The following is a 24,471-nucleotide window of genomic DNA, read 5'->3' on the forward strand; positions in this document are numbered from 1 at the left end:
TTAGGATGTGGGATTGACCTTTTTTGAATTTTTAATTTTGAACTGGAACGTAAAGCCTTTGGCATAGCCTCGATTAGTGCGTAGCGTCTCGTAGAGAAGCGACTTGACTCTCCATCCAACTAGAGAGTTCACAATAGGGTAGGAAAATCTCTTGGAGATGATATTAGATGCAACGCCTGTATGTAAAAAATCGCTTTTTGGCGTTTAGCTTTGTAGTGATGACATCCCTAAGCGGTGGAGTGTTGAGCGCTTGTTCTACAACGTCTCAAGCCCAAAATGAAACCCCTAAAGCCACTGTAACTGATGCTAATAACCAGCAACAGCATCATGATCACAGCATGGACATGGATTTAGGCCCAGCAGATGCTGACTATGAATTACGATTCATCGATGCCATGATTATGCACCATCAAGGAGCAGTGGACATGGCGAAGGAAGCGCAACAGAAGTCCAAAAGAACGGAAATCAAGCAACTAGGAACTGATATTATCAAAGCCCAAAACCAAGAAATTGCTCAAATGAAGCAGTGGCGAACAGCTTGGTATCCCAAAGCTGGGGATCAGCCAATGGCTTATGATGCCAAAATGGGTCACATGATGGCGATGTCACCTCAGCAACAGCAAGCCATGATGATGAGTATGAATTTAGGTACAGCAGATGCCGAATTTGATTTACGGTTTATCAATGCCATGATTCCCCATCATGAAGGTGCTGTAGTCATGGCACAAGATGCTTTACAGAAATCGCAGCGATCAGAAATTAAGAAGTTAGCTCAAGCAATTATCAAAGCGCAAAAAGGGGAGATTCAGCAAATGGAACAGTGGCGTAAAGCTTGGTATAACCAGTAATATCTACGGGAACGGGGAATTGGTAATGGATAATAATAACCAATTCTCAATAAAAAGCGATCGCCTAATTTGGAGTTGTGCGATCGCTTAATAATGGGAGTTGGATGGTGAAAGATTAGAAAAGCTGATTCATACCTGAGATAAGGCAGAGTCAACTAATTTTTTAAATTTCATATAAGCCTCTGGCGCTGTCAGAATAATTGAGTTGTTTTCTTCAGGGAGGCAAAATTCTTGGCTATCTGGGTAGTGATGAACAATAAACGAGGGTATAATTCCCAGCTTGACGGCTTTTTTCCCCAGTTCCTCTGCTTTTTCTGCTAGGGTATTTTCATCATGAAACAAGTAGTTACTCATAGGATCAATAGCGGCTATTTTCTATTTTTACAACTTCGCTGTGCTAGGAGTTGATAGAGTTTATTCACTGCTGCTCATCTCCTTCAAAGCTTTTATAAACCAGAAAGTTGAGGAACTTGTGAGGAAAACTATCAAAATCAGCAAAAGTTGATAAAGTTCCTGATCTCTAGTTCCTAATCTTCAATCCTCACAAAATCCTCATAATTCTTATTTATTATCTGCAATACTAGCCAAGTACAAGTTACTTTTGCTTGACAGTAGCTTGTCTGTCGAATTATTTATATGAACAGTTACCTAGATTTAATCCACAGAGATAGTCTTTTAAATTCCTTAAGCCTAGAGCATCTGAGAATTTTTGAGGCGATCGCGCGACATAAAAGTTTCACCCGTGCAGCCGAAGAATTGTTCACTACCCAGCCTTCTGTCTCACGTCATATTAAACAATTAACGGAAACAATTGGTTTGCCTCTATTTAAATATGTAGATAACTGCATTCAACTGACACCAACAGGGGAAGAATTATTAGTTATTTACCAGGAAATATTTCAGTATTTAGAAAATTTTGATACAAAATTAGTTGATTTGAAAGATAGCAATCAAGGCTGTTTAAAAGTCTCGGCTGTAACGACCAGCAAGTATGTTATTACTAATTTGTTGCAACCATTTTGCAAACTTTATCCTGATATTAGAATTGCCCTTGAGTTTACAAATCATGAAGTCATCTTAACCAGAATACAAGAAAATGCAGATGACTTTTATATCCTGGGGTATCCACCAAAAAAAGAAGATATTGAAATCAAGCCATTTCTGGATAATCCTTTAGTGGTAGTTGCTCCATCAAATCATCCTTTTGTTAAGCAATCATCTATTTCTTTGGAACGTTTAGCTAAAGAACAATTAATCATGCGAGAAAGAGGCTCGGAAACTCGTATGGCTGTAGAAATGTTATTTGCTGAACGGGGAATCAGAATGCCGGTTAAATTAGAGGTAAGTAGTAATAATGCAACTAAACAAGCAGTAATTGAAGGTTTAGGTCTAGCAGTTTTATCAATACATACCTTATATCCTGAATTACAACGAAATCAGCTATCAATCTTAAATGTAAAGGGGTTTCCTATTCTTCAACAATGGCAAATAGCTTACCCGAAGAAAAAATGGCTATCTCCTATTGTGAGTACTTTTTTAGAGTACTTACTAACAGAAGGAGTCAGAACTAAAAGTGAGAATTTTTGATATTGAGGAATCTGGTAATAGGTAATTGGATTATTACCTATTACCTATATCGGCAGGGTACAGTATGCAAACTATAGCTAGAGTATAAAAAATTGTCTATCTTTAGTTAGAGTAAATAATACCTAGTTGTCGATATTCTGAGTAAATAAGAACACGTTTTGATACGACAGATAAAAACACAGATATATTCATCTATCTGTGTTTTTTTGCGTTTGTACGTGTTGAAATTCTAGGTTGTTAGCCTACGTTACCCTAGAAAGCAAATAGTTCAATCTTCATTTAAGGGGTGAATATGTCAGAATTGATGCAAGCCATTTTAGATAGTGAAGAAAAAAATGATCTGCGCGCATTTATTAGTGAGTTGCGTCTGCAAGATAAAAATTACCTGCTACGCAACGATATACTGAATGTGTATAGTGAATACTGCTCTAAGTGCCAGAAATCGGAAACTTCTTATAAGTTTTCCAATCTAGGTAAACTTATTTACTACACTCAAGAAATAATTCAAGAAGACTCGAATTTTTGTTTCATTATTCGTCCTAATATTGCTGCTCAAGAGGTATATCGACTCACCGCAGATTTGGACGTGGAACCGATGACAGTTCAAGAACTGTTGGATCTGCGCGATCGCCTAGTCAATAAATTCCATCCCCATGAAGGTGATCTATTGGAACTGGATTTCGGCCCCTTTTACGACTACACCCCAACCATCCGCGATCCCAAGAATATTGGCAAGGGTGTACAATACCTCAACCGTTATCTCTCCAGCAAACTTTTCCAAGACTCTCAACAATGGCTGGAAAGTCTGTTTAATTTCTTGCGCCTACATAATTACAACGGTATTCAACTACTGATCAACTATCAAATTCAATCACAGCAACAATTATCCCAGCAGGTTAAAAAAGCGCTTAACTTTGTGAGCGATCGCCCCCATGACGAACCCTACGAACAATTCCGTCTGCAATTGCAAGCTATGGGCTTTGAACCAGGGTGGGGTAATACAGCCTCTCGTGTGCGGGATACCTTAAACATTCTGGATGAATTGATAGACTCTCCCGACCCCCTAACCTTAGAAGCTTTCATCTCTCGCATCCCGATGATTTTTAGAATTGTCTTAGTTTCAGCCCACGGGTGGTTCGGACAAGAGGGGGTTTTAGGTCGTCCAGATACCGGAGGTCAGGTAGTTTACGTTCTTGACCAAGCCAAGAATTTAGAAAAGCAACTGCAAGAAGATGCCATACTTGCAGGTTTAGAGGTGTTAAACGTCCAGCCCAAGGTAATTATTCTCACCCGGCTGATTCCCAATAGTGACGGAACTCTGTGTAACCAAAGGCTGGAAAAAGTCCACGGTACAGAGAACGCCTGGATTTTGCGCGTACCTCTGCGGGAGTTTAACCCCAAGATGACGCAAAACTGGATTTCCCGATTCGAGTTCTGGCCTTACCTAGAAACCTTTGCCATAGACTCAGAAAGAGAATTATTAGCAGAATTTCACGGTAGACCCGATTTAATCGTGGGTAACTATACCGATGGGAACTTAGTGGCTTTTCTGTTGGCGCGACGGATGAAAGTGACCCAATGCAACATCGCCCATGCTTTAGAAAAATCCAAATACTTGTTTAGTAACCTCTACTGGCAAGATTTGGAAGAAAAATATCACTTCTCCTTACAGTTCACTGCTGATTTAATAGCCATGAATGCTGCTAACTTTGTCATTAGCAGCACCTATCAAGAAATTGTTGGCACATCAGACAGTGTAGGACAGTATGAGTCTTACAAATGCTTTACCATGCCGGAACTGTATCATGTGGTCAACGGCATTGAATTATTTAGCCCCAAATTTAACGTTGTACCGCCTGGGGTAAATGAAAATTCCTACTTTCCCTACACACATACTCAAGACAGAATAGAAAGCGATCGCGATCGCCTAGAGGAAATGCTGTTTACCCTAGAAGATTCTAGCCAAATCTTCGGCAAACTCGACGACCCAAATAAGCGTCCTATTTTCTCAATGGCGCGACTTGACCGCATTAAAAACCTCACCGGTTTGGCAGAATGCTTCGGTAAAAGTAAAGAATTGCAAGAACATTGCAACTTAATTTTAGTTGCCGGTAAGTTACGTATCGAAGAATCAGAAGATAACGAAGAAAGAGACGAAATCGTCAAACTTTACCGAATTATTGACGAATACAACCTGCATGGCAAAATTCGCTGGTTAGGTGTGCGCTTATCCAAAAATGACTCCGGTGAAATTTATCGTGTCATTTGCGATCGGCAAGGCATTTTTGTCCAACCAGCATTATTTGAAGCCTTTGGGTTGACAATATTAGAGTCAATGATTTCCGGATTGCCAACATTCGCCACCCAATTCGGGGGACCATTAGAGATTATTCAGGATCAAATTAATGGTTTCTACATTAACCCGACCCATCTAGAAGAAACAGCCACAAAAATTCTAGATTTTGTCACCAAATGCGAACATAATCCCAACTATTGGAAGATAATTTCCGAGAAGGCTATTGACAGAGTATATAGTACATATACCTGGAAAATCCACACAACTAAGCTGTTAACTTTAGCCCGGATTTACGGCTTCTGGAACTTTGCCTCGAAGGAAAAACGCGAGGATTTATTACGCTACCTTGAATCTCTGTTCTATTTAATTTACAAACCCAGAGCGCAACAACTATTAGAACAGCATAAATATCGGTAATTTGTTATTAGTCATTAGTCATACCGTTTCTTAATGAAGATGTGCTTTATTCTTCAATACGGTTCAGTTAAGAGAATGGTAGGTTGGGTGGAGCGATAGCGGAACCCAACAAAGTCTTGAGAATGTTGGGTTCCGTTCCTCCACCCAACCTACACCGGTCTAAGTTGTTGCCTTAACTGAACTGTATTGATTTATTCTTAATTGTGAATTTTGAATCGGTATGACTATCTTGTCAAAGAATACCAAGTATTGAAGCCAACTACCCCATCTACTGACAGATTGCGCTGAATTTGAAAAGCTTTAACAGCAGTTTCAGTCAGCGCGCCAAAATTTCCATCTACTCGAACAGCATAGCCTTTAGCAACTAACAGCCGTTGCAAAGCCCGGACAGCAACACCAGAATTACCAAAACGTAGTGTGGGTAAATTGCGACGAGTAGTAGACCTTCTAGCAATTAGTATCTCATTACGAAACCTTTGGCTGATCAGGCGTGGTTCCTGAGAAAATTTGACCCTGACAGCTTGAAAATTATTAAATTCGTCCACACTATATAAGTCTTTTTCTAGAACTTTCTGTGTTTTTGTGATGAGAGATTTGTAATTTTCCGGTTGGTAATTAGCTTTAATCGTGGAGTCATTTTCATTAAGCTGCGTGAATTCAGGCGGCGTGATTTTTGCAGATGATATTAACTGATACGATTCACCCTGTATAGAATTTTTCACGCCTTTGTCAAGCTGAATTGCAGGCTTTTTGGGTACAATAGACGTAGAAGGTTGATTTTTTGCTAATACGCCAGTCATCAGCAAGACAATTTCATTCATGGTAATTGATGTCACTATGACCCATAATTCCTTTGACAGAAAAAAATAAATTATTCCGGAATAACGTCTACTTAAATCTAATGAGTTAAATTTGCATCGATGATGGATAATTTAGAAGCTAGCTGCAAAATTACGAAGATATCCTACCCTCTGACTTTTGGGTGATAACTTCTGTTATTGGAGCAAGTTTTTTTGTGATGGACTATTGTTTTGATACTTCATGCCATAGACTAATGTAAATCGCCAAATATCAAAATAGTCTTTTCGTTTAATGTGTGATTAATTTGAACTATTTAAAATACATCCTACTTAAGTCCTACAATTAAGTGTTAGAGAATAATAAACTGTAGATAATAAGAAATTTATTCCATCTGAAGCGGTATATATCCAGATAAATTTGTGCAATTTGGTAGCCCCAAATTACTGGTATTTTAATAAAGGTATTAATGATTACTTTTAAAACTATAAATAATGTCAGATTTAGTACTTTAAATACAAGACTTACACACCTGGTATAATAGTAGGGTGGGGCAGATATGAAAAATTTGTTTATTAACAGTATTTGAGCTATCTGACGGAACCTACACGACATATATCAGATGTAGATTCGTAGGGTGGGTATTGCCCACCCTAAAGGTACTTAGATATTTATGTGCGCGCAGTCTGCATCAAAAATAACCAAATCAGATTAATTAAGGCGATTCTAATTTAGTCACTCGCGCCTCTAATTTATTAACTTGTTGTTTCAATTCCACAACCAAAGTTGCTAATCTATCAAACATTTTCTCCTGTTCCTGCAAAGAGATATTTCTGCGGGAACCTGATGGGACAGTAATTGTTGTTCTGGGAGAAGATGGTGACTGGCGGTTTTGATTCAACTGAGATTCTATTTGGTTTAATCTCGATAAGACCCGACTAAAATCAGCTTGCAAATTGTTCAGGCGAGACTCAATTTGTTGTGATGATGCTGGACTTGATAACAATCCAAGCCAAATCACTATTACTAAAGCCCCAGCAAACAACCATCTACGCAACATTTACTCTACTCCTTTGGGAAGTAGATTTATAAAATAATTATTTCCTCAACTTCCCTATTTCATTGGTATTATTTATCGTTCAGATTCTAAATTGACAAATAACTGTTGCCAATCAACAACCTCAGCAACATTCGTCCCTTCCTTGACCTCAAACGTTACATTACATCTCTTTTGTTGTAGCGCTTGTACACACAATTCTGCTACATCCTCTCGGCTGATTTTGCCTCGAATATTATCACCTTGCTCGAAAATTAATGCCTTGCTTCCTGGTTCTTCAGTTAAAGCACAAGGTCTGATAATAGTGTAAGGAATGCCGCTTGCTCTTAAACTATCTTCTCCTTTTAACTTCCATGTCAAAATTCCTCCCAGTTGGTCATTTAATCTAACGGCTGGAGGTTCTTCATCTAAATTAATTCCTGGCCTACCAGGACGGGTTACACCTGCGGAACTTACAAGCACAAATTTTGGTGTATTTGCTCCACCATAAGCTTTGATAAATTCTAACTGTAGAGCAAAACCACCTGCTGAGAATTTAGGATTTAAAGCACCATCATATTCAAATTTACTTAACATTAGTTGGAATGAACTAACTCTACTACTGTCAATAGGTGGCGCATCTTGGACTATTTTTGCCCGAAATACCGGAACTAATTCTGTAAAGGGAACACGGATATTAATCCATGTATTCTCTACAGTATCAAAAGAATAGCTGTATCCTAGCCCATCCCATTTAGTCTCTGTCCGTAGGAAGATTTTGTAACGTTGACCGTCACCTTTCACCCGCAATTCCACACCTTCGTAACCAGATAAATTGAATGGTGGTTCAAAGTTTCTTGTCCTAACAGATGCGAATCCTCCTGAGTTCGCAGTAGAGACATTACCAGCAAATGAAGCAGTATTTTCTACTAATTGAATATTACTAGCACTTACTCCTCCCATGACGACATCATCCAGCGCACCCCAAATATTTTTTAACTCTGTTGATGGATGGGTAAAATCAAATATGAGTTTTTCATTAGTTGCAGGTAAATAATTGGCGGCTGCTGTGACTAAATTTTTAATTCCTTGATATTCGACATTTTCTGGGGTATCACCAACAATTTCTGGTTGATAAAATTTTACGCCTTGATAATATTTGGCTCTATCTGCGGTGTCTCCCTCCACTGGTTGGATGCGTACTGCGGTACAACAAATCACGGCCTGGATATTAGCCATAACCATAGGAGTTAATGTTTCCGGTTTAGTAATGTCCGCCACTACTAAATCAACATCATCACCAAGAATTGACCGTGCTTTATCAATGTCTCGTACGAGGGCGCGGACTTTTTCACCGCGTTCTCTGAGTTTCCGTACTACTCGTTTACCAACACCACCCGTTGCACCTGCTACTAGAATTACACCCATGTTATTTTCTCCATCAGTTCGAGGTTGATTATCCTGGGGACGACCTTGGATTAATTGCTGCACCCAATTCAAAAAAGGAATTACCTCGAAGTAAGTCAGCGTTTCAATAAACCTACATAAGTTCCATTGAGAACGATTTTTATCAGCCACAATTGCGTCCTCATAATTAGCATCTTGCTACATGATAACGATAGGTGGGGTGTGGAGAGAGAGGAGGAGTGAGAAATCAAATAGGAGTTGTGTTTTGCTGAGGCAGGTTAGGATACTTAAGTAGTTATGATTAATCAAATAGAAATCTACTTATGAACCAACTGGAAAAGGCTCAAGCTGAGTATGCAGGTTTTATTCAAGAGTTTCAAAGTGCCATCATTAGTACTATCAGCGAACAAGGGATTCCCAATGGTAGTTATGCTCCTTTTGTGATAGATGATGCTAAGAATATTTATATTTATGTTAGTGGCCTTGCCGTACACACCAAAAATATTGAAGCTAATTCTCTTGTAAATGTCTTATTTATTGATGATGAGGCAAAGACTAATCAAATATTTGCTCGTCGTCGCTTGAGTTTTGATTGTACAGCCACCCTCATCGAACGTGAATCCCAGACATGGAATCAAGTAGTTGACCAATTCCAAGAGCGTTTTGGTCAAATTATCGAAGTGTTACGGGGCTTGGGTGACTTTCGGATTTTTCAACTAACCCCCAAAGAGGGGCGTTTTGTCATTGGCTTTGGTGCAGCTTATCACATTAGTGGCGATCGCTTAGATACACTCGTCCCCATTACAGGCGATAAAGGATAGGGAAATTAAACATTATGCTTCAGTTTCAACCGCCTGGCTTTGGTCATAAAGTCGTCCACACATCTTTGGGCGCAATGGTTTACTATACCCAAACTGCTGCACCTTGGTGGGATGATGACTCTGAAGATTTACCACCCCTATTGTTTCTTCATAATTTTGGCGGGGGAGCGTCTGCTTACGAATGGTCTAAAGTCTATCCGGCTTTTGCATCTACACACCGCATTCTTGCACCTGATTTGATTGGCTGGGGAGAATCCGCACATCCAGTCAGGGATTATGAGATTAGAGACTATCTTACAGCGATCGCGGAATTTATCAGCCAAACTTGTCAGCAACCAGTCAAGGTAGTCGCGTCTTCCTTAACGGCTGCTTTCACTATCCGTTTAGCAATTACTCAGCCCGACCTGTTTGACTCACTCTATTTGGTCTGTCCTTCTGGATTTGATGATTTTGGTCAAGGTGCTGGTCGTAGATTACCACTACCGATAATTAATGCACCTTTATTAGATAATCTTATTTATGCCTTGGGCGCAGAAAATGAAATTGCTGTGAGGAATTTTCTGCAAAGTTTTTTATTCGCTCAACCACAACGGGTTTCGCAGGAAATGGTAGACGCTTATTTATATTCTGCACAACAACCCAATGCCAAGTTTGCTGCATTATCTTTTTTAAAAGGCGACCTTTACTTTGACTTGAGTTTATACATTCAACAATTGATAACTCCCACAGTTATCTTTTGGGGAGAAAAGGCACAATTCACCAGGATTGAATTAGGACAACGCTTGGCTAATTTAAATCCTCATATAATTAGAAAATTTTATGCGATCGCCGACACAGGAATATTACCCCATTTAGAACAACCAGAAATAATTATCGGCTTATTGCAACCATATGTAAAAGTATGAGATTTCAAATAGCAATTGCTATGAGTCCACCCAATTAATTTTGACAGGTTGCGGGTGTTCAGATACCCAACTTTTTTAAAAAAGTCGGGTATCTATGACTGATTAGGAAACGCCATAGTCCCTCATCCCTATTCTCTATAAACCACAGAAAGTACTTGTAGTTTACGTATTTCTTCACGCACACTCATGAGAATTTTACCGAGATGATTTTGTCCTGTTTTATCTGCTCCACAGCCCCAAAAATAGTCACAAGAAGAGTTTTCTACCAAAACCTCGTTACCTGTACTTAAGAGAACTTCTCTAATATCAGCATGAGTCAGAAATTTTTTCAGTACAGCTTCTCGCATAACTATAGTTTTAACTAAATCCCAATCTGGGCGAAGTTGACGACTGGTACATCGTCCTAAAGCAGCAGCTTCTTCTGGCGTTTTGCTAGTACGGATAGCGGGTATAATCGCCGCATCTACACTGCCAACAAACTTTTGCGCTTGATAATAATGTTCCACTGTTAACCAGTGAGTCCCCTGAATTTCAATGCTATGGGGAGAAAAGTTAGAAAAACAGCCATAAGGCTGCCAAACCTTATAAAAGTAAATAGTCATTGAAAAATTGCTCTTTTTTATAGATATATAAATCTCTATTTCTATAATGCCTGTAGATGCTGGCAAGAAGTGAGCGGCTTGGGATTGAAAGCTATTATTTGTCTGAAGATAGAGGATATTTTCAGACAAAAATCATATTTTGGTGAAAATCCAGTCTAAGAGGTTGACAATGGAAGCAAATAGTGGTTACTTCGGTAAGCATTTACCACTAATTTCTGCGGGAATTTTTTTAGGTTTGGGATTAGGAGGCTTTGTAGATGGTATTCTCCTGCATCAAATCCTCCAGTGGCACCATATGTTAAGCAGCGTTCGACCCTTGACCACCGACTCTAACATAGATGTGAACATGGTATGGGATGGTTTATTTCATGCTTTAGATTGGGTGTTGACTGTAATTGGAGTGGTATTGTTGTGGAGGGCTGGAGGACGTGATGATGTGGTGTGGTCATCACGCACCTTTGGCGGTTCTTTGCTTGTGGGTGCTGGGTTATTCAACCTGGTGGAAGGAATAATTAATCACCAAATTCTGGGTATTCATCACGTAAAACCAGGGGTACATCAGTTAGCTTGGGATTTAGGATTCTTGGTTTTGGGAGCGTTGCTTGTCTTGGTAGGTGGGATGATGCTACAAAGGGGCAACACTGAAATTAGTGAGTAGTTCAGTAGTTACATTCCTCAACTTTTTGTCCAGCGACTTATGTCCATCGATACTTTTGAAAAAAGCAGCTTGAATTGGCAGGTTTCTCAGTTCCAACAACAAGTAGGAGAATGGCTAGAATACCAGTCGTACCGCTTTGAGCAAGCATTACCAAATTTGAGTCCTGGCTGGAAACTTGCTCCGTGGGTGATTAATCTTTTGAGTGTTTTATCTTGGTCGTTACTAGTTTTATTCTTAACTGTAGTAATTTGGCGTTTATGGGTAGCATTTAGCCCTTATGTATTTTCATGGTTAAATAACAGAGGTTATGCTCAAAACGAGGCGAAAATATCGACTCCAGATTTATCTGTGGCAAATTGGTTAGAGCGATCGCAAGCACTGTACCATCAAGGTAATTATCGTGAGGCTTGTCGTTGTCTTTATTTAGCTATCTTGCAGCATTTGCACGACAGCAAACTTATTCTCCACAAACCTAGTCGCACTGATAGCGAATATCTGCAACTGCTACGTTTGTCTACAACTCCCGTCCAACCTTATGAAACTGTGATTACTACTCACGAGCAATTATGTTTCGGCAATGCAGAGATTTTGCCAGAAAATTATGAACAGTGTCGGCAAGCCTACCGGGAGATTGTACAGCAATGAAACGCTCAAATCGAGTTGCTTGGCTGGGTGCGATCGCTTTAGGGGTGATAATTATACTGAGTTTTATCGCTGCGCCTAATACACAAATTAATAGTGGTTCTACTTATAATCGCGCCGCCGATGGTTATGGTGCTTGGTATGCTTTTATGCAGAAACAAGGAATTACTATCCAACGCTGGCAAAAACCTTTAAGTCAACTCAATAATGAGAAAGAACCCGCTACAGTCTTACGAGTATATGGTTACCTAAGACAGCCACAATTAGATCGTGATGAAGAAAAATGGCTGGAGAAAGGGAATAATTTAGTAATTTTGGGTGTGCGTACACGGGTAAGTGCAGCCAACTTTCAGACTATGCAGCCGTCACCCGTCGGTGAAGTTAAAATTGACACGAGAAGACGTTTTCAAAAAGCTAAACAATCAGGAATTTTATTAGGCGATCGCTTCGGTGCTGTAGTCTGGGAAGAGAAGCGAGAAAAAGGTCAAGTAATTTTCGCTACCACTCCCTATTTAGCTGCCAATGCTTACCAAGATAATTTAAGTAATTTTCAATACTTAGCCAGTTTAGTCAACCAGAAAAACAATACCTTATTTGTAGATGAGTACATTCACGGCTATAAAGATGCTGATGTTAAGGAAAGTGAAGGACAAGGTGATTTAATCAGCTATTTTGCTCAAACCCCAATGATAGTAATACTGGTGCAAGCAGGTGTTTTATTATTGGTGCTGATTTGGGGACAAAATCACCGTTTTGGTAAGCCTATAGCTTTGAATACACCAGTTATTGATAATAGCCAAGCCTATATTCAAGCTTTGGCGGGAGTGCTACACAAAGCTGAATCTAGTGAATTTGTTGTAGAAATGGTGGGTAAAGAAGAACAACTACAACTCCAGAAAGCCTTGGGATTAGGCTCAGTGTTATTAGAACCCGAAACTCTGGTGAATATTTGGGCAGAAAAAACAGGTAAATCTGCTACAGAACTAGATGCAGTATTAAAACCACAGTATAGGAAACGCCGCTTGAGTGAAAGAGAACTATTAAACTGGTTGTTAAAATGGCGTAGCTTAAGGGTTGGGAGTTAGGGAAACTCAAAAAATAAATTATCCCAAACGGATAGTTTGCTAAGGTGCATCAGTATGAATAATGCCTGAGTATATTAGGACTCATACTTGATTTTTGAAATACACGTAGGGTGGGCATTGCCCACAGGCTCATGGTTGTGGTGGGCAATGCCCACCCTACAGATACTGAGAATTTTTCAGAAATCAAATCGGATTCCTATAGTTAGTTTCTATTGCACTGACGCACCCTACTGACATAGCTACGCAAATGTAAGCAAGGAGTTGGGGTTGGCTTCTGTCGAACTCACTTTAAGTTGAAATACGCAACACTTCTTTATGCTTGCTAGAAACGAATAATGTAGCCATTCTGAGTTTGATGAGGTAAATTAACCACAACGTATTCTTGAAACAGTACTGAGTACTAAGTAAAAAACTTAATTTTTATTTTCTCCCTATTTTTGAATTTTGAATTGATTTATCTTCACCAATCCCTTGTATTCTGCCAAAAAAACTTATGAGTGAAACCTATCCTATTCTTATTCACCTTGGTGAAAAACTGAACCGCGTTATTGTCGGACAATCTCAGCTAATACAACAGCTACTGGTAGGACTATTATCGGGTGGACATATCATTTTAGAGGGAGTGCCAGGAACAGGTAAAACGCTGTTGGTGAAAGTTTTAGCGCGGTTGATTCAAGCGGATTTTCATCGGGTGCAACTCACGCCGGATGTTTTACCATCAGACATTACAGGCACAAATATTTTTGATTTAAATAATCGCAATTTCACCCTGAAAAAAGGCCCTGTTTTTACAGAAGTTTTGCTTGCAGACGAAATTAACCGCACTCCACCAAAAACGCAAGCAGCGTTACTGGAAGCGATGGAAGAGATGCAGGTAACTTTGGATGGCGAAAGCTTACCTTTACCAGATTTGTTTTGGGTAATTGCCACCCAAAACCCTTTGGAATTTGAGGGTACTTATCCTTTGCCTGAAGCCCAATTAGATAGGTTCTTATTTAAGCTAGTGGTAGATTACCCCGACCAAACGGCAGAAAAGCAAATGCTACTCAATCGTCAAGCGGGTTTTGCCGCAAGACGCTCAGATATTAACAGTTTGCAACCAATAGCAACAGTCACTGATATCTTAGAGGCACGGCAGGCCGTCAAAGCAGTTAAGGTATCAGAATCTATTATTGATTATTTGTTGGCGTTGGTGAGGACATCACGTCAATATCCTGATTTAGCTTTGGGTGCGTCACCGCGTGCGGCTGGTGCTTGGTTGCAAACCTCTCAAGCAGTAGCGTGGTTAGAGGGACGAGATTTTGTGACTCCAGATGATATTAAAGCAGTTGCATCACCTTTATTACGTCATCGCCTGATTCTTAAGCCAGAAGCGATGCTAGATGGTTTACAAATTGATGCGGTAATTGCGGCGGTAGTTAATCAAGTCGCTGTACCAAGGTAATACCAATTCAAAATTCAAAATTCAAAATTCAAAATTCAAAATTAGGAATATACATTCTGGGTATGGTTCCAGCTAAACGGGTTTATCTGCTGCTAATTTTGGGACTAGCGATCGCGCCAATTTTATCATTGTTAATTGGTATTCCTGCCAGTATAGCGATCGCTCTATTATTCGATATCACCGTCTTAGGATTGATGATTGTCGATAGTCGGCAAGTACGTTCTCTGCGGGTAGAAGTTCAGCGTCAATTACCAGCACGTTTATCTATCGGGCGTGATAACCCCGTAATATTGTCAATCACATCAGCAAAGACTGAGGCTGTAGTTCAAATCCGCGATTATTACCCGACTGGATTTGGTGTCTCTACACTGACGGTAAATACTACAATTCCTTCACAAGGGAAGGAAGAAATCAAATATACTGTCAACCCAACACAGCGCGGGGAATTTTCTTGGGGAAATATTCAGGTACGACAGTTAGCGCCTTGGGGTTTAGCTTGGGATGATTGGCAGATTCCCCAAAGTGTACAGGTGAAAGTTTACCCAGATTTGATTGGATTGCGATCGCTCTCTATTCGTTTGACACTACAATCATCTGGTTCGATGCGCCAATCACGACAGTTAGGGATTGGGACAGATTTTGCCGAATTGCGGAACTATCGCACTGGTGACGATTTACGCTTGATTGATTGGAAAGCTACCGCCCGTCGTGTGGGAGTGCCTTTAGTGCGAGTACTGGAACCAGAACAGGAGCAAACCCTAATTATATTATTGGATCGCGGTCGGTTGATGACTGCCAGAGTCAAAGGATTACAACGATTTGACTGGGGATTAAATGCAGCTTTATCATTAGCTTTAGCCGGATTACATCGTGGCGATCGCGTCGGCGTGGGTGTATTTGACCGTCTTATGCACACATGGCTACCACCACAAAGAGGTCAACATCATTTAAGTAAGCTAATTGACCATCTGACACCGATTCAACCAGTATTATTAGAGTCCGATTATTTGGGCGCAGTAACAAATGTTGTCAGACAACAAACTCGTCGCGCATTAGTAGTAGTAATTACTGATTTAGTAGATGTCACCGCCTCTACTGAACTCCTCGCCGCACTTACTCGACTAGCACCACGCTATTTACCCTTTTGCGTCACCTTGCGAGATCCACAGGTAGACAATTTAGCACATACTTTTACGGAAGATGTGAGCCAAACTTACAACCGTGCAGTTGCTTTAGATTTATTGGCGCAAAGACAAGTTGCTTTTGCTCAATTAAAACAAAAAGGTGTCTTAGTACTTGATGCACCAGCCAATCAAATTACCGATCAGTTAGTTGATCGATATTTGCAACTGAAAGCCCGTAATCAACTGTAAGGGAGAGATTTACCTATAGGACTTATACCAATTCTCTATGAAGTTGCGCTAAATAAATGATGTAGAGACGTTGTATGCAATGTCTCTACAGTACTCTCACACCCGATCTCAACAAAAAATCTGGGTGCGTAGGTCGTAGAAGTTTGATTTTGAATTTTGAATTGATTTATTCCTGATTTGCAGGCGTAGTTGAAGCTGGTGGTGCTGCGGGTGCTGGCTGAGCAGGCTGGCGTAAACCTCGTAAAGTCGCTCTTAACTTGTCTTGACTAGCAGATTGAGCATTTTCTCTGCGCTGTCGTCTAGTAGGAGTAGGGGTTTGGGGTGCTTCTTGTGCAGAATTATTAGTTGTACGCTCCCGGCGGATACGGCGCAAACTCTCTCTAGCTGTACCTGTTCTTGTTGCTGAAGCAGGTGTACTAGGGCGTTCTGATGTAGATTCACTTGTGCGTCTAACTCTAGTTTCGCTGGAGGTTGGAGCAGGAGTATTAGCCTCAGTGGAAGTCACCAAACGTCTACGTCTGCGAGTTCCTTCTGTAGCATCATTATTAGCTGCTGTTGTTTGTTGGCTTCTGGCTTCAGCTTCTCTACGTTTTTTTTGTTCTTGGACTTGGCGGTGTCGTCGTGACCCTTGTAGAGCAAATTCAGTGGCGATCGCTACTCCCTGTCTACCACCTTCAGCAGGTTTTAATTTCCAATTACGTGCTTGTCTTAAAGTTTCTTCGTCTAGTTCTCGATTACCGCTAGAACGGGCAATTCTAGCACCAGTAACATTACCTTGAGAATCGGTATCAACAGCTACTTCTACTCTGCCTTCAATCCCCCGTCGTCTAGCAGCTTCTGGATATCTGGCGTTACACTCGCGGCAAGCTGCACGACCATTTCCTGATCTGTTGTTTTCACGCGGTTCTGTACGTATTTTGGGTGGTGTTGATGTTGTAGCGATCGCTTGGACGTTACCAGTACCACTACCAGTACCAGTACCACTACCATTACCAGTACCGCTACCAACACCGTTACCAGTACCGCTACCAATACCTCTACCGATACCACTACCAATACCGTTACCAGTACTGCTACCCGAACCCGAAGCTAGACTAGAGCCGGTTCCAGTTGCCACATTTCCCTGAACCGTTTGAGAATTTCTTAGTCCACTTAATAAGCGTCTTAAGTTGTCACTACTTTGATTTGTGCTGGGATTAACAATTGCTGATTTTGTTGGTGCTTGCGGTTCAGTAGCAATTTCTTGCGAAAGCTTATTGACTGGTTCTGCTTTCTCAATAGAAGTGATGGTCTTTTGAGGCTGTTGTTGAACTTGAGGCGTTTTGAAATTGTCAACTACTTTCGGAACTGGACGTACCTGGTTAACAACTTGTGGCTTTGTGGCAATGGAAATTTCACTACTGGAGCCGCCACCACCGCCTTGAGAACCTCCTCCAGAAGCATTATCTATTTTTGGTTCTGCCAAAACTGCCTCTGGTGCTTTTTCCACTTCCGCAGTTACAGGATCAACGATCGCTATTTCTATCGGTTCTTCTTCAACTTGAGGAATTCGTGCCAGAAAGTTACCCAAACCTGAAGCCAGCAAACCAATGTGTAAAGCCATTGAGCCAATGAAACTGTAAGTTAAAAAAGACTGGAGAGCCTTAACTTCCTTGGAACGTTGCTCGACATTATAACCAGAAAATGTCATAGCTTATTGCTACCTATTCTCACCAACTTAGCCATATTAAGATGAGCCTTGATAAATATCAAGTCAAACAATTATTTTTTCCAGAGAATTATGAGTTTAGGTGCTGGAGATTGGTTAAGCCAATGCGCGCCTATCCTAAATTGCAAACTCTTTCTCCCCCTGCTCCCCAGCTTCCCTAGCTCTCCCTACTTTTTATTTACTTGGGAGTCCCTGAAGTGCGTTTAGCTAATTGTAATTCTAGGCGATCGCCTGGATTTGGTTCCAACACTTGTGTAAGTAAATTGTTTTTTTTGAATAGCAAACGCAAGTCTGCAACACTTCCCTCCGTTTTGAGGACTTTTGTCAATAATCCCTCAAAGATGACATCTCCTCCGGCGGCGGTAGGAAGCATAACTTGTGGCTCCAACCACTGCGCTACTTCCAATGCACTTTTATATCCTTTAATAATTGGCCCCAGCAGGGGTAAAGCTAAGTCAACTGTTGGCGTAATTACAACATCCACTGGTGCAAACTGTTTCAACTGTGGAGAATGATAGCCATGAGGTTCGTAGTAAAGCGTTAAACTAGTGGCTAATTCTTTCACCAGATAACTATTTTCAACCACAGTCGGGCCGATTGGTGAACCAGGAAAAGCTCTAATTTCGATTTGATTATTGAAAGTAAAACTTTCACCATGAGCCAAGGTAGTGACAGACTTATAACCCAAAGCTTGCACTACTTTCGCCGCATTAGGAGAAGCCACCACTGGAATATTATGGTTTAGTTGCTTCAGTGTGGGTGGATGTGCATGATCTTCTAAACCTTGAGATAGCAGAATTAGATCAATATTTTCTGGTATGGTGCGTTCTTGAGGACGATACCCTTTGAACAGCCAATCTAAATTCCCAAAACTTAACGCATCAACCAACCACGGGTCTATAAGTATTCGCTGATTGCTGAGTTCGAGCAACCAACTATTGCTGTCTAACCAAGTTAAATACATAGCCAAAGCAAGATAACGCCTAATATCATTGTGACACTACAGCGATCAGTAACGCTGGGCGGAATGCCATCACCCCCAACGAGAGGAACTATGCCCAAAAAAAGAAGGATGAGCAAATCGCCCACCCTAAATAATTTTGCTTGTATTTTTTATACCAAGCCGCCAGCCGCTTGAAAACGAGCGCGAGCGCGTTTAAAGGCTTGATTAGCTTGGATTTGGGCTTGACGATCGCCTGCGGGTACTTGATTCAGCTTTGTTTGAGCTTGGCTGTAAGCAGTACGTGCTTCTTCTAGGTTAATCGTGTCGCCGCGTTCACCACCATTGACGAGAATGGTGACTTCATCTTCTTCAACTTCGGCAAAACCACCCAACAGGGCGATCGCTTGCCAATTTTGGCTCTTGCTGGTGCGTACTCGTAGTACGCCTGTATCTAGTGCGGTTAGTAGTGGTGCGTGTCCACTCAGGATACCTAGCTGACCGGTAGTGCTGGGTAAGATCACTTCATCAGCTTCCGCATCCCACACTGTTTTATCTGGGGAAATTACACGGACAGTTAGGGTCATAAGTTGTCAATTGTCAATTGTCAATTGTCAGTTGTCAGTTGCCAGTTGCCAATAGTCAGTAGTCAGTCATACAAATCTACTGACTACTGACTACTGACTACTAACAAATTAGCCTTTGAGTTTTTCGGCTTTGGCGATCGCTTCGTTGATGTCGCCTACCAAGTAGAAGGCTTGCTCTGGCAGATCATCCAACTCACCAGATAGAATCTTCTGGAACCCTTTGATGGTGTCTTCTAACTTCACGTACTTACCAGGAGAACCTGTGAATACTTCAGCGACGAAGAAGGGCTGAGACAAGAAACGCTCAACTTTCCGGGCCCGTGCTACGATGAGTCTGTCTTCTTCAGACAGTTCATCTAGACCCAGAATAGCGATGATGTCTTGCAATTCTTTGTAGCGTTGCAGGGTCGATTGGACAGCACGAGCAGTATTGTAGTGTTCGTCACCAACAATGTTAGGTTGCAACATGGTAGAGGTGGAACCTAGCGGATCTACCGCAGGATAAATACCTTTAGCAGCCAAACCACGAGATAGTACTGTTGTACCATCTAAGTGAGCAAAGGTAGTTGCAGGCGCGGGGTCTGTCAAGTCGTCCGCAGGTACGTACACAGCTTGAATTGAGGTGATAGAACCTTCGGTAGTGGAGGTAATCCGTTCTTGCAATTGACCTACATCAGTACCCAAAGTTGGCTGATATCCCACAGCAGAAGGCATCCGACCCAACAGCGCGGATACTTCAGAACCTGCTTGTACGAACCGGAAAATGTTGTCAATAAACAACAGTACGTCTTGCTTATTGACATCACGGAAGTATTCAGCCATTGTCAAACCAGACAAACCAACCCGCATTCTTGCTCCGGGTGGTTCGTTCATTTGACCGTACACCAACGCGATTTTTGATTCGTTGAGGTTGTCTTTGTTGATTACCCCAGATTCAATCATTTCGTTGTAGAGGTCATTCCCTTCACGGGTACGCTCTCCCACGCCGGCGAATACAGACACGCCACCGTGCTGGGTAGCAATGTTGTTAATCAGCTCCATCATGATTACGGTTTTGCCGACACCAGCACCGCCGAACAGACCAATTTTACCACCGCGTCGATAAGGGGTCAGGAGGTCAACAACTTTAATCCCGGTCTCGAAAACGGAAGGCTTGGTTTCTAGCTCTGTGAGCTTGGGAGCCGGACGGTGGATGGGTAAAGTTTCTTGGTTGTTAACTGGGCCTCTATTGTCTACAGGTTCGCCAAGAACGTTGAAAATCCGTCCGAGAGTTGCTTTACCAACGGGTACGCTGATGGGCGCGCCTGTATCGACGACTTCCAGACCACGGACTAAACCATCCGTGGAACTCATAGCAACGGCGCGTATTTGGTTGTCGCCCAAAAGTTGCTGTACTTCTACGGTGAGGTTGAGTTCCTGTCCAGCTTCGTTAGTGCCTTTGATGGTCAGAGCGTTGTAGATTTGCGGTAATTTTCCGCTAGGGAATTTAACGTCTACAACCGGACCAATGATTTGGGTAATGTAACCGATGTTTGTTTTTTCTGCGGTGGTGACCATGCTGCGCCTAATGGTTGAAGCTATATTTCAGAATGGGTCTTAGAAGACATAAGATTATGCAATGTCATCTTTCACTCTAACACCGGAGGGGGACAGAGTTCCGTTAGTAATTCCTTAAAAAGTAGTTCGGCGACTTTATTCCCACCAGCTTGACTGAATGACCCAACTCTATATCATAAATTGATTCTTAAGACTTACAACATTAGAGAAGTGGGCTTAAGTATGGTGTTTGTAGCCCCACAACAAAAACAAAAAAGAAGCGACTCTCTACAGAGCCTCTTCCCTCGGAAAAATCAATGATGATTATTTCTCATTCAGACTTACGCATTGCTCAGAAACAGCCGTTTGTTGCTTGAAGCTTGGTTAATGTGCTGGGATATTAGCACTTAACTGGCTGCTTTCGATTACGCTTGAGATTTGAGGTGATACCGAACGCACCCAGACCGAATAAACCAATCAGAGTAGCTGGTTCGGGTGTTCCCTGAGGATTTGTCACAATTTCTCTTCTGAGTTTCCGTTCAACTGTGTCAGCAAAATCTTGGAAAGTATTAGCCTGTAAAACAAAAGAACCAGTACCGCCCTTGACGTTATTGTTATAGAAGTTGAACAGAGATGTGCTGTTACCAATGACTAGACCATTGATGGCATCAACACCAGCTGCTAAAGCAGCATCGCGGGCAGCTGCTGTATTAGCACCTATATTTGTAGAGCCATCACCAGACACGTCAATAACTTTGCGTACGCCTTCAAAGTCGTTATTGAAGAAGAGGGGTGTAGCAAAATTAATTGCAGAACCGATACCAGTGTTACCACTAAAGGGACGTGGAGCTGCACTGATCGCCGCAGCAAAATTCTGTGCTGCTGCTACACTATCAATTAAAGTCCAACCTACGGTTTGTTGCTGCTGGTTTGTGCTACTCCAGTAGATGTAGTTAACAGCAATCTTGCCAATATTCCCTTTAGAGATGAAGTTGTTGAATAGATTAGGATTGCTAAAAGCATTTACATAGCCGTCTCTTTGTAGCTGAAATTCTGTACTGTCAACACTACCAGATACATCAACTAGTAGAGATAGTTCTAAATCAACAAGAGTAGCAGCATAGGCGCTTGTGGACATAGCCAGAGCCGACAAGGTACCAGCTACTGTTGTGAAGGTTGCTCTGAAAAATAATGAAGTCTTTTTGAGATTCATCTTGCTAAATCAAAAATGTAGGTTCCGACTGTGAAATTACTTACTCTATTGGAGTAAATAGTCCAAATGAAGATTTTAGATTCAGTCGCTCATCAGTAAATTTTTGCAGGAGAGTTTAATCAGGTACTTTGCGGCGCGCACACAATATCAACCCTGAAAAAATATCGAAAATAGAGTTCTCTTGACCTTTATTTGACTTATGGGCAAAACTTTACTCCGTGTTTTCCTCACCTAGACACTCAAAATGCTAGGGTAAATATTCTTAATGTACTAGTAGTATTTCGATAGCTTCACACAAAAAACATATTGTTGAGTCTGCTAGTTTATTAACCAAAACCTAGCTTATGTCTGGCTTATAATAATTTTTTATCCCAATACTTAGCTTGGGTAAATATAAATTTTCTATGTAATTCTACTAATATTTAACAACCCATTGCAATTATTGTGATTAAGGTTCGATGGTATAGTTAACAACCTTCAATTAGCTGGTCATATGTTATGGGTTGAGTGTTAGTTTCGGCGATCGCTCTCACAAATTCTGACCGGAAGAGGCAGGGGGAAAGGGAGCAGGGGAAGCCTTTTCCTTCTGCATGAAGCGGAATTTATAAAGCAAAAATAAGATTATTGTAGTGGCGTGGCAAGCTTAAATTAGCGCATTAGATTGGAAACAATTAAACACAGATAAACGCAGATGAATGCGGATAGAACTTCTGTTATTGGACTATTTTAGCCTTGTCATGCCACTGCCACTACTTAATATTTACTTTATAAATAATCTCTAAATCCTTAGTCCTGAATAGTATTAAAGTCAAGCCAATGATAACTGTTCATGGGTACTGGGTTCGCTGTCAAACCATACTTGATCTAATTCAGTTTCAGTAAATCTATAACCAAGGGTGGCTGCGAAATTGACTATTTTCTTTTTATCCCAATGGTAACTACCTAATAAACTACGACTACAGCACTTATTAAAGTATTTTTCATAAATAATTTCGTCAGCCATTAAAGCTTCATAAAAAGCATTTGCTTGTTGTATAGACATAATTCTTCTCCGTTAAAAATTTATCTTCATAGTTAATAAAAACTACTTTGAATTTTTAGATAATTCCGGTTATTAAAGACAAAATTGTTGAAATTTCATTCACTCTTTAAAATGCAAAATATAAAATCATCAAGAAATTATCTTTAAAGTAGAACTTTCAAGGCAAAAAATACTTACAACTTGGTAAATTTTTTATGATCAATAAGCATATAGATTCAACTTCGTGTAAAATCCCCCATAAACTAATTTGATTAAACATTTGCCGGAAAATTTTAGCTATTTTTTCATTTATGCAGAAATAGCCACGACAAACAGGGAGTCGAAAACTTCACTACATAGTTGGGTATTTTCAGAAACTTAAGTTTGAAGAACTGAATACCATCTGTCTAGTGATTATTTCCACGCCAAGGCGATCGCTTCTATGGAGAAACACACAATAGTACTCTTATGCTAAACCTAGAAGCGCTAATAACCAAGTATATGTATAGGGTTTTTACTGAAAAAATAAGTTTATTTATATAAATTTCATATAAAATTAAAGTAAAAATACGTAATAACCCAGTATTGGGGAACTTTTACTAAGTATCGAAACTAGCGATCGCCAAATTTAATCAGTAGAGCGATCGCTATACTCACAGCCAAAATTAGGGTCATACTCAACGCTGAACCAAAGCCCCAGTTTTGGGTAACTCCGAGAAATTGGTTATAAACTAGCCTGGCTGCCGTCATACTAGAAGCACCACCGAGTAATTCTGGGTCAATAAAGTCCCCTAAGGCTGTAATTAAGACAAGGAGAGAACCAGCCGTGATTCCTGGGGAAATTTGCGGAACTGTGACTTTCCAAAAAGCCTTGACGGGACTTGCGCCTAAATCTGCTGCTGCTTCTAGTAAGCGTTTATCTAACTTCTCTAATGAAGCGTATAAAATCAACACCATGTAAGGGAGTAGGCTGTAACTCATGCCAATTAAAACAGCTGGTGTACGGTTAAGTAGTTCTAAAGTAGGTAAACCGATGCTGTTCAATAGACTGTTCAAAAGACCAGTCGGGCGGAGAATGGTTATCCAAGCATAGGAACGGAGTAGAGAAGAAGTCCACAAAGGTAAGACAAAGCCTATTACCAGGAGATTGCGCCAGCGTTGCGGTGCAATTTGGGCAATCCAATACGCCACCGGAAAACCCAAAATTAGACAGATCGCCATTGTACCTAATGCCAACCAGAGCGATCGCAGGATTACTTGCAAGTATAAGGGGTCAAGTATGCGGACATAGTTATCCAATCCACTGGGGTTGACTATATCTCCTGGTCTAATATTGGGAACTAGACTCAACTGAAAAATTATCAATGTTGGTAGTACTAATAATAGTAATAACCAAATACCAGACGGCGCTAGCAATGCCAAAGGTTGGATAAGATTTAACTTTCGGCGGTTTAACTTTTGAATGTTGGCAAGATCATCTGGAGTATCACGAATTTCTGTATTCACAATTATAAAAGTAATTAACTGTTGACTATTGACTATTGACT

At 40.8% G+C, this 24,471-nt stretch carries 22 protein-coding genes; 10 read left to right on the forward strand and 12 right to left on the reverse strand.

The features are described from left to right. Nucleotides 1-167: 167 nt before the first annotated feature. The gene (locus tag GSQ19_RS16715; RefSeq protein WP_011319064.1) at nt 168-848 is read left to right on the forward strand and encodes a DUF305 domain-containing protein; all 681 of its coding nucleotides are present in this window, start codon (nt 168-170) and stop codon (nt 846-848) included. 129 nt (nt 849-977) lie between these two features. Here the strand turns inward: GSQ19_RS16715 and GSQ19_RS16720 are convergent, their stop codons facing one another. Further along, on the reverse strand, nt 978-1,202 hold the full coding sequence (locus tag GSQ19_RS16720) for a hypothetical protein (RefSeq protein WP_011319065.1): 225 nt from the start codon (nt 1,200-1,202) through the stop codon (nt 978-980). A gap of 282 nt (nt 1,203-1,484) precedes the next feature. Between GSQ19_RS16720 and GSQ19_RS16725 the strand changes: the two genes are divergently transcribed. After that, nucleotides 1,485-2,435, forward strand: a complete 951-nt coding sequence (locus tag GSQ19_RS16725) for a LysR family transcriptional regulator (protein ID WP_011319066.1) — start codon at nt 1,485-1,487, stop codon at nt 2,433-2,435. Between the two features lie 292 nt (nt 2,436-2,727). Continuing rightward, nucleotides 2,728-5,148 (forward strand): sucrose synthase, encoded by a 2,421-nt coding sequence (locus GSQ19_RS16730; RefSeq protein ID WP_011319067.1) that lies wholly within the window; start codon nt 2,728-2,730, stop codon nt 5,146-5,148. Nucleotides 5,149-5,372: 224 nt separating this feature from the next. On the opposite strand, the gene GSQ19_RS16735 is transcribed toward GSQ19_RS16730, so the two are convergent. From GSQ19_RS16735 to GSQ19_RS16745, 3 genes are all read right to left on the reverse strand, one after another. Continuing rightward, the gene (locus GSQ19_RS16735) at nt 5,373-5,969 is read right to left on the reverse strand and encodes a peptidoglycan-binding domain-containing protein (RefSeq protein WP_011319068.1); all 597 of its coding nucleotides are present in this window, start codon (nt 5,967-5,969) and stop codon (nt 5,373-5,375) included. A 692-nt stretch (nt 5,970-6,661) separates the two neighbouring features. Next, entirely contained in the window at nt 6,662-7,006 is a 345-nt protein-coding gene (locus tag GSQ19_RS16740; protein ID WP_011319069.1) for a hypothetical protein, read from the reverse strand. A gap of 72 nt (nt 7,007-7,078) precedes the next feature. Next, entirely contained in the window at nt 7,079-8,560 is a 1,482-nt protein-coding gene (locus GSQ19_RS16745; RefSeq protein WP_011319070.1) for a CIA30 family protein, read from the reverse strand. A 152-nt stretch (nt 8,561-8,712) separates the two neighbouring features. On the opposite strand from GSQ19_RS16745, the gene GSQ19_RS16750 reads away from it, so the two are divergent. Next, the gene (locus GSQ19_RS16750) at nt 8,713-9,210 is read left to right on the forward strand and encodes a HugZ family pyridoxamine 5'-phosphate oxidase (RefSeq protein ID WP_011319071.1); all 498 of its coding nucleotides are present in this window, start codon (nt 8,713-8,715) and stop codon (nt 9,208-9,210) included. A 14-nt stretch (nt 9,211-9,224) separates the two neighbouring features. After that, nucleotides 9,225-10,115, forward strand: coding sequence for an alpha/beta fold hydrolase (locus GSQ19_RS16755; RefSeq protein ID WP_011319072.1), 891 nt, complete (start codon nt 9,225-9,227; stop codon nt 10,113-10,115). A 128-nt stretch (nt 10,116-10,243) separates the two neighbouring features. Here the strand turns inward: GSQ19_RS16755 and ybiA are convergent, their stop codons facing one another. Further along, nucleotides 10,244-10,717 carry a riboflavin biosynthesis intermediates N-glycosidase gene (gene ybiA / locus GSQ19_RS16760; RefSeq protein ID WP_011319073.1) on the reverse strand — a complete coding sequence of 158 codons (474 nt, stop codon included), beginning with the start codon at nt 10,715-10,717 and terminating at the stop codon, nt 10,244-10,246. 169 nt (nt 10,718-10,886) lie between these two features. On the opposite strand from ybiA, the gene GSQ19_RS16765 reads away from it, so the two are divergent. The 5 genes from GSQ19_RS16765 (at nt 10,887) to GSQ19_RS16785 (ending at nt 15,919) form a co-directional block, all read left to right on the forward strand. Then, complete coding sequence (locus tag GSQ19_RS16765) at nt 10,887-11,375, forward strand: DUF2243 domain-containing protein (RefSeq protein WP_011319074.1); 489 nt, start codon at nt 10,887-10,889, stop codon at nt 11,373-11,375. 39 nt (nt 11,376-11,414) lie between these two features. Then, entirely contained in the window at nt 11,415-12,020 is a 606-nt protein-coding gene (locus GSQ19_RS16770) for a DUF4129 domain-containing protein (protein ID WP_011319075.1), read from the forward strand. Further along, nucleotides 12,017-13,102, forward strand: a complete 1,086-nt coding sequence (locus tag GSQ19_RS16775) for a DUF4350 domain-containing protein (RefSeq protein WP_011319076.1) — start codon at nt 12,017-12,019, stop codon at nt 13,100-13,102. Before GSQ19_RS16770 ends, GSQ19_RS16775 begins: the two co-directional genes overlap by 4 nt. A gap of 493 nt (nt 13,103-13,595) precedes the next feature. Further along, nucleotides 13,596-14,546, forward strand: coding sequence for an AAA family ATPase (locus GSQ19_RS16780; RefSeq protein ID WP_011319077.1), 951 nt, complete (start codon nt 13,596-13,598; stop codon nt 14,544-14,546). Nucleotides 14,547-14,608: 62 nt separating this feature from the next. After that, complete coding sequence (locus tag GSQ19_RS16785; RefSeq protein WP_011319078.1) at nt 14,609-15,919, forward strand: DUF58 domain-containing protein; 1,311 nt, start codon at nt 14,609-14,611, stop codon at nt 15,917-15,919. 166 nt (nt 15,920-16,085) lie between these two features. Here GSQ19_RS16785 and GSQ19_RS16790 read toward each other — a convergent pair whose 3' ends face one another. The 7 genes from GSQ19_RS16790 to GSQ19_RS16820 form a co-directional block, all read right to left on the reverse strand. After that, nucleotides 16,086-17,609, reverse strand: coding sequence for an energy transducer TonB (locus tag GSQ19_RS16790; protein WP_011319079.1), 1,524 nt, complete (start codon nt 17,607-17,609; stop codon nt 16,086-16,088). Between the two features lie 196 nt (nt 17,610-17,805). Beyond that, entirely contained in the window at nt 17,806-18,591 is a 786-nt protein-coding gene (locus GSQ19_RS16795) for an MBL fold metallo-hydrolase (protein ID WP_011319080.1), read from the reverse strand. 149 nt (nt 18,592-18,740) lie between these two features. Beyond that, nucleotides 18,741-19,154 (reverse strand): ATP synthase F1 subunit epsilon, encoded by a 414-nt coding sequence (gene atpC / locus GSQ19_RS16800; protein ID WP_011319081.1) that lies wholly within the window; start codon nt 19,152-19,154, stop codon nt 18,741-18,743. Between the two features lie 108 nt (nt 19,155-19,262). Then, complete coding sequence (gene atpD, locus GSQ19_RS16805) at nt 19,263-20,711, reverse strand: F0F1 ATP synthase subunit beta (RefSeq protein WP_011319082.1); 1,449 nt, start codon at nt 20,709-20,711, stop codon at nt 19,263-19,265. Nucleotides 20,712-21,090: 379 nt separating this feature from the next. After that, complete coding sequence (locus tag GSQ19_RS16810; protein WP_011319083.1) at nt 21,091-21,903, reverse strand: DUF1194 domain-containing protein; 813 nt, start codon at nt 21,901-21,903, stop codon at nt 21,091-21,093. Nucleotides 21,904-22,711: 808 nt separating this feature from the next. Continuing rightward, the gene (locus GSQ19_RS16815) at nt 22,712-22,945 is read right to left on the reverse strand and encodes a Nif11-like leader peptide family natural product precursor (protein WP_011319084.1); all 234 of its coding nucleotides are present in this window, start codon (nt 22,943-22,945) and stop codon (nt 22,712-22,714) included. 591 nt (nt 22,946-23,536) lie between these two features. Beyond that, complete coding sequence (locus tag GSQ19_RS16820; RefSeq protein ID WP_011319085.1) at nt 23,537-24,430, reverse strand: ABC transporter permease; 894 nt, start codon at nt 24,428-24,430, stop codon at nt 23,537-23,539. Nucleotides 24,431-24,471 lie beyond the last annotated feature (41 nt).

This window comes from Trichormus variabilis 0441, assembly GCF_009856605.1.
GTDB classification, from domain to species: Bacteria; Cyanobacteriota; Cyanobacteriia; order Cyanobacteriales; family Nostocaceae; genus Trichormus; species Trichormus variabilis.